Annotated in this window: 6 protein-coding genes; all 6 read right to left on the bottom strand. The window is 42.2% G+C overall.

Features of this window, described 5'->3' with window-relative positions:
• Positions 1-175 precede the first annotated feature (175 nt).
• On the bottom strand, positions 176-646 hold the full coding sequence (smpB, locus tag CES82_RS09215; RefSeq protein ID WP_098825630.1) for an SsrA-binding protein SmpB: 471 nt from the start codon (positions 644-646) through the stop codon (positions 176-178).
• A 24-nt stretch (positions 647-670) separates the two neighbouring features.
• The gene (gene rnr, locus CES82_RS09210) at positions 671-3,055 is read right to left on the bottom strand and encodes a ribonuclease R (protein ID WP_098825628.1); all 2,385 of its coding nucleotides are present in this window, start codon (positions 3,053-3,055) and stop codon (positions 671-673) included.
• A 33-nt stretch (positions 3,056-3,088) separates the two neighbouring features.
• The gene (locus tag CES82_RS09205; protein WP_098825627.1) at positions 3,089-3,835 is read right to left on the bottom strand and encodes an alpha/beta hydrolase; all 747 of its coding nucleotides are present in this window, start codon (positions 3,833-3,835) and stop codon (positions 3,089-3,091) included.
• Between the two features lie 69 nt (positions 3,836-3,904).
• Positions 3,905-4,141 carry a preprotein translocase subunit SecG gene (gene secG, locus CES82_RS09200; protein WP_089088157.1) on the bottom strand — a complete coding sequence of 79 codons (237 nt, stop codon included), beginning with the start codon at positions 4,139-4,141 and terminating at the stop codon, positions 3,905-3,907.
• Positions 4,142-4,257: 116 nt separating this feature from the next.
• A complete protein-coding gene (locus tag CES82_RS09195; RefSeq protein ID WP_098825625.1) occupies positions 4,258-5,796 on the bottom strand; it encodes a ClC family H(+)/Cl(-) exchange transporter in 1,539 nt (512 codons plus the stop codon).
• Positions 5,797-5,943: 147 nt separating this feature from the next.
• The coding region (locus CES82_RS12500) for a hypothetical protein (RefSeq protein ID WP_439959059.1) at positions 5,944-6,486 on the bottom strand (543 nt) is incomplete at its 5' end.

Genomic DNA, 6,486 nt, shown 5'->3' with positions numbered 1-6,486 from the left:
AAAAGCTTCCGTAAGTTTAGGGCAAGAGTACTTTATACCTTGCGTATTAAGACTAAAAAAGTCCTAATCACGAAATAGTGATTAGAACTGATTTAATAAATTTACCAACAACAGTTGTCAAAGAGCCGTTTTTGCTTATATTTTGGAACCTAACCGATTTGTTCCACACTGTGTCTTAATAATGTTTCATCACTCGGGCAATTTGACGGTCTTGTTCACGCCGTTTAAGGGTCTCACGTTTATCATACTCGTGCTTCCCTTTTGCCACGCCAAGTAAAACTTTTGCGACGCCGTTTTTAAGGTAAATGCGTAAGGGAACAATTGTGATCCCTTTATCTTGCGTCTCACCTTGCAACTTAGCAATTTCTTTCTTGTGCAGCAGCAATTTACGATTACGTAACGGATCATGGTTAAATCGGTTTCCCTGAGTGTACTCACTGATATGAATATTCATCAGCCAAGCTTCCCCATTACGTACCTGAGCAAACCCGTCAGTCAAATTAACACGTTTAGCCCGGATAGATTTAATTTCGGTCCCAGTTAAAACGAGACCAGCTTCATAGGTATTGAGGATCGTGTAATCATGCCGAGCTTTTTTATTTTGTGCCATGACATTTTTGTCAGTTGGTGTTTTTTTCTTTGCCAACAGTCCTCACCTCACTTTTAAATTTTAATGACTTGGTTTGTGGTTCTGACGATTCCCAGATTGGGTCTGGTTTCGGGTATGATGAACGTTACTATTTCGGCCACCATTTCGATTGCCACTTTGGTTATTCCGATTATGGTTACCGCCGTTTTGAGAACGGTGATGGTCATTTGGTCGACCGTTGCCATGATTCCGGTTACCACCATAATTAGAATGGTGCTCCCGTTTCGGTAGTAAGTCAGATGTCGGTGCAGCTGAAGGATCAACTAGCGCAAAGTCAATCTGGCTTTGTTCTTTATCGACGTTGACAACCTTAACTTTAACCGCTTGGCCAATCCGATAAGTACGGTGAGTCTTACGGCCAACTAATGCCAAATACTTCTCAACGTATTCGTAGTAATCATCCGTCAAACGACTAATATGAATCAAGCCTTCAACCGTGTTAGGTAATTCAATGAACATCCCAAACTTCATAACAGAGCTGACTGTTGCATCGAACTCTTCGCCAAGATGGTCAGCCATGTATTCGGCTTTCTTCATGGAATCAGTATCACGTTCTGCATCGATTGCTCGACGTTCCATTTCTGATGAGTGAACACCAATTTCCTCAAGCAAATCAGCATAGCGCTCCTTGCTCTTAGAATTAATACCGTTTTCTTCATAGAAGTGAATCAAGCGGTGAACCATGGTGTCGGGATAACGACGAATTGGTGACGTAAAGTGGGTATAGTACTTCGCAGCCAGACCAAAGTGACCTAGAGACTGGTCTGTATACTTAGCCTGCTTTAAACTTCTCAGCATCATAACGGACACAACGGCCTCTTCTGGCTTACCAGCAACTGACTTTAAAACGTTTTGGAGCATCTTTGGCCGTAAATGATCAGGATCACCCTTTACATTGATACCAAAGGCAGTTAAGAATTCGAAGAAACTCTTCACACGTTCACCATCTGGTGTTTCGTGGACCCGGTAGATAAACGGTGCTTTAGCTTTGTTATAGTGTTCAGCAACAGTCTCATTGGCAGCCAGCATGAATGATTCAATCATCTTTTCGGCTAAGCCACGTACCCGCAGCTTAATATCGATGGCATGACCCGTTTCGTCCACGATAATTTCTGCTTCGTGATCATCAAAATCAATGGCACCACGACGCTTACGTTGCTTGTATAAAATCTTATGCAGTTCGCCCATGGTTTCAAACATTGGCACCAAGCGTTCATAGCGTTCGCGAGTGGCGTCATCGTGAGCTTCCAAAATTTTGTTAACATCGGTATAAGTCATCCGTGCAGCTGATTTCATCACACTAGGATGAATCCGATGATTAACGACATTTCCTTCTGGATCAATTTCCATTTCACAACTCATACATAGCCGTAAAACGCCTTCGTTCAGAGAACAAATGCCGTTTGATAACCGTCGAGGTAACATTGGAATTACCCGATCAGTCAAATAGACACTGGTCCCACGTTTGTAAGCTTCTTGGTCCAATAGAGAACCTTCTTTAACGTAGTGGGAAACGTCCGCGATGTGCACACCTAAGTGATAATTACCATTATCCATCTTCCAGACAGTAACAGCGTCATCCAAGTCCTTTGATGATTCGCCATCAATTGTAACTAAGTCTTGATCCGTAATGTCTTCGCGACCAGCCATTTCAGCTTCCGTAACGTGATCCGGAATGGCATCAGCTTCCTGCAAAACGTCTTCAGGAAATTCCGATGGGATATCATGTGCATACACGATCTGTAAGATATCGATTCCAGGATCATCCACACTACCAATAACTTTTTTAGCAATCCCAACCATTGCTAGTGGATGGTCAGCATTGGGATATTCGGTAATCTCAGCCGTAACTACTTCACCAGGGGTTGGCTTCAAACCAGTGTCTACCACATAAAACTTGTAGCGAGACAATTTTTTGTCTGTCAGCCGAACTTGACCGTAGTAGCCCTTATCGTCATCGGTCTGAGTAAAAGCTCCTACCACGTGTGTATAATGGTGCACGTCAATACCAGTGACCTTGCCTTCTGGTCCACGATCAGAATGCGGGTCAGCAGCACGAACGATTTCCATATCCACTTCGTCACCGTTTAGCGCCAGCATCGTATTATCCGGTGCAATATAGGCATCAGGTAATTCGTCATCGTACGCAACGAACCCAAAACCCTTATCATTGGCATGAAAGACCCCATTAAGCGTCCGCGCCTTTTCGTTCAATTGAAATTCGCCTTCACTTGTAACCACGGCGATTTGTTCACGTTCCAGACGTGCAAACTCTTGAACAATCAGCTTAAAGGCCGCTGATCCATGATAACCAAGAGCATCGGAAACATCCTCTACCCGGAACCGTTTTGTGGGATTTGCTCGAAGTAAATCCGTAATCTGTTGCTTTAAATTATTATCTTCCACGATTTATTCCTCATTAATTTTAATTTGTTGTGCTTAGTTAAAAATCTGTTTTAAGTATGCTGTTAAATCCTGTTCTAGTTGATGATGGGCTTTATTTACCGTAATCACGTGTCCCGCATCTTGGTAATAGTGAAAATTGACCTGACTATTAATTAGCGCATCTTTTAATTCATACACTTTTTGTGAATCAATCAATTCGTCTTGACCACCTTGAGCCACAAAAGTTGCCTGTGAGATTTTATTTAAATCACCAGCAACCATACCCGCAAACTGATTAATTTGTGTCAGCTGCACCGGTAAATGAACCGTCAGCCAGTTTAATCGTTGTTGCTGCGTTTCATCATCGAGCTTCATGTACTTATAGGTTGCTTGGGCTAACCGAATAAACTCTGGCGTAAGATGATTCTTCTGTGAAGTGATGATTGGTGAACTAAATGATCCGCCACCCAATAGTGTCGCATCTTCTTCCAAAGCGCGCATAGCAAAAATACCACCCAGCGACAAGCCGAAAATACAAATCTTCTCGTATTTTCTGTCCCTCAAAAATTGAATTGCCTGCTGTGTATCATGCCACCAAGCGTCAGGTGAACCTTTAGTCAAAATATCAGTTGGCTCACCCGTGCCATGACCAGTAAACATCGGCCCCAGTACTGTATACCCTTGTTTTTGAAGGAAGTGACCAATCAGCCGTACATCGTTGGAGTTACTAGCGTAGGCGTGTAAAAGAATCACTGCTTGTGAACCGCCTTCAAAGAAGAAAGGTTTAGGTAACTGAATCATTATCCATTCACCTCCATCAGTGTAAAAAAGTCAAAAATCCCCCTGTGGTCATCACAGGAGGATCTATTGCTAGTGTGAAGAAAGATAGGCTAATGCTAACGCCAGCGCAAAGAAGATAACTCCCAAAACGACAGTTGCTTTTTGCATGAATGCTTCAAAGCCCCGAGCCTTTTGATGGGAAAATAAATCTGTACCGCCACCACTTAAGGCAGACATTGCATCGTCTTGCTTAGCGGGCTGCATTAACACCGCAATTATAATAAGTACACTATCGATCATCAGTAATGTTAATAGTAGATTATACAAGAAATTGCCTCCTATTGCTACTTTGTCTCCGACAATACCTCTATACAATTTATCATAAAAATTGATAGATTACTACCCTATGGCTTAAATTATGGTTGTAGACATGTGAGAACTGGCTATTCCCCCGTAAGATGCTTCATTCTTTGCCGAATATTGGAAAGTGTTTTTTGCGGGACATTTAATAACAATGTATCCCCCAAATGAATCACTGTATCACCGTGTGGAACGATAACCCTCTCACCACGTTTGATTTCAACTAACAAAGTACCGTCCGGCCAGTCAATATCACGAATTTGTTTCCCATCCATAATAGCATTCTCAAAGACTGGGAATTCCAACTGCGTTACTGGTAGTGAAGAACCATGGTGAGCCTTTTGCAATGAACTTTCAAGCATAGCAGCATATACGGGAGTTCCGCCCAGTACATCAACCGTCAAATAGGCGAGTAATGAAACAACTGCTAAAGGCATTAAATGATGTAGCGTTCCCACCATTTCAGTGATCAGCAAAATCGAGGTAAACGGCGCTTTACTAATACCGGCAAAATAGCCAGCCATGGCAGTAATCGTAAAAATAGGCACTAAGTTAGGACTAGCCAGATGCCATGCCACAAGGACTTGACCGAATAACGCACCTAACACTGCACCTAACGTTAAGATAGGTAGAAAAATACCGCCGGGCAGTCCTGTTCCATAAGCAATCATTGAATAGACGAACCTAACAACAAAAACGATTAACAAAACCACTATACCAGGTGCACTACCCCCAATTGAAATAATCAGCTGATTGCCGCCACCTAAAATCTGTGGCAAGAATAGGCCAACTGGAATCAGCAAAATAAAAGCAATCAAACTATTATATTCATCCGGCAACCACTTTAATTTATGATACCAAGATCCTACCCTCAAAACTACAAGTTGATAAAGCCGACCAAAAAGACCTAATAACACACCCAGTACAATTAACCAGCCATACTGTGCTAATGGTAATGCGTGCACATAATCAATATGTAGAACAGGCGTTAATCCAAAAAAGAAAGTCGAGACAAAGTTGGCAGCAATTGCGCTGGCAAGCGCTGTAATCCAAACCATTGTCGAAAAATTATGATAAACTTCCTCCAAGATAAATAACGAACTAGCAATGGGGGCATTAAAAGCAGCAGAGAGGCCTGCTGCTGCCCCGCTAGCAATTAAAATTCGCCGCTTATTGCCTGAAATTTTTCGAGTAGCAGCAAAACCTTGCCCAACGGTTGCTCCCAACTGAATTGACGGCCCTTCACGACCAAGAAACAAACCACTGCCAATGGCCAATACACCACCAACAAACTTTTTCCATAGCACGGGCCACCACTTATACTCAACTTCACCCATCAATTGACCTTCAACCTGAGGAATACCAGAACCCTTAATTTCTGGTGTTTCCTTTAGCCAGCGACCAATGATTAAGGTCAACACTACGCTAATAATCAGCCAAATACTAAGTAACCAAAGATTATGATTAGCTTGACGGAAAAACCATTGTACCAGTAGTAGGCCATGGCTGATCAGTAAGCGGAATAGACTCACGATTACACCTGCAATTAATCCAATTAGAATTCCTTGTACCACTGCATTGATCCGCGAAAAATCAATCTTTTTATGCTGCATATCATTCATCATATACTCCTAACATTTTCGTTCGGCTATTATTCTATCATATGTAGAGTGTGTGACAAAACTCGATAAATTCCAGAATTCAACGTAAATAATGCCTATTCCAGTGAATTTATGGAATAGGCATTATTCGCGTGAATGACAGAAGTCTCAGATTCGAACATGATTAAATAATATTAAACGTGTTGCACCCACGTGATGAATTCGCTTTGAAACCCGTTTATGGGTGTAATGCCTGGTACTTCGCTTCTTTCCTCGATGATGCCTTTTTGCTTTCACAGTCTTCTTGTGTCGTTTGTGATGCTTGTTTACCTTATGTTGCTTGTGTTTTATTGGAGAATGCTTATGCTGATGCTTATTTTTCTGGGCAGTTTGTTGCTGCTCCAGCAATTTGGCATAGCGATCCATCAATTTAATTAATCTTTTGATCAACCTTTCCAACTCAGATGAATCATTTAACGATGGCTTATTCTCTAAATGAATCGGTCCACCACTATTATTCGGTTTATTGATTGGATTAGGCTGCAGACCCGGTTTTGCATCCGGATTGGGGGTTGGCGTTAATTCCGGTTTTGGATTAGGTAGTGGTTCTGGTTCTGGTTCTGGTTCTGGTTCTGGTTCTGGTTCTGGTTCTGGTTCTGGTTCTGGTTCTGGTTCTGGTTCTGGTTCTGGTTCTGGTTCTGGTTCTGGTTC

Origin of the sequence: Secundilactobacillus silagincola (assembly GCF_002583405.1) — a bacterium.
Lineage (GTDB): Bacteria > Bacillota > Bacilli > Lactobacillales > Lactobacillaceae > Secundilactobacillus > Secundilactobacillus silagincola.
Note: the sequence above shows the minus strand (reverse complement) of the source record. Positions and strands in the feature narration are given on the sequence as shown.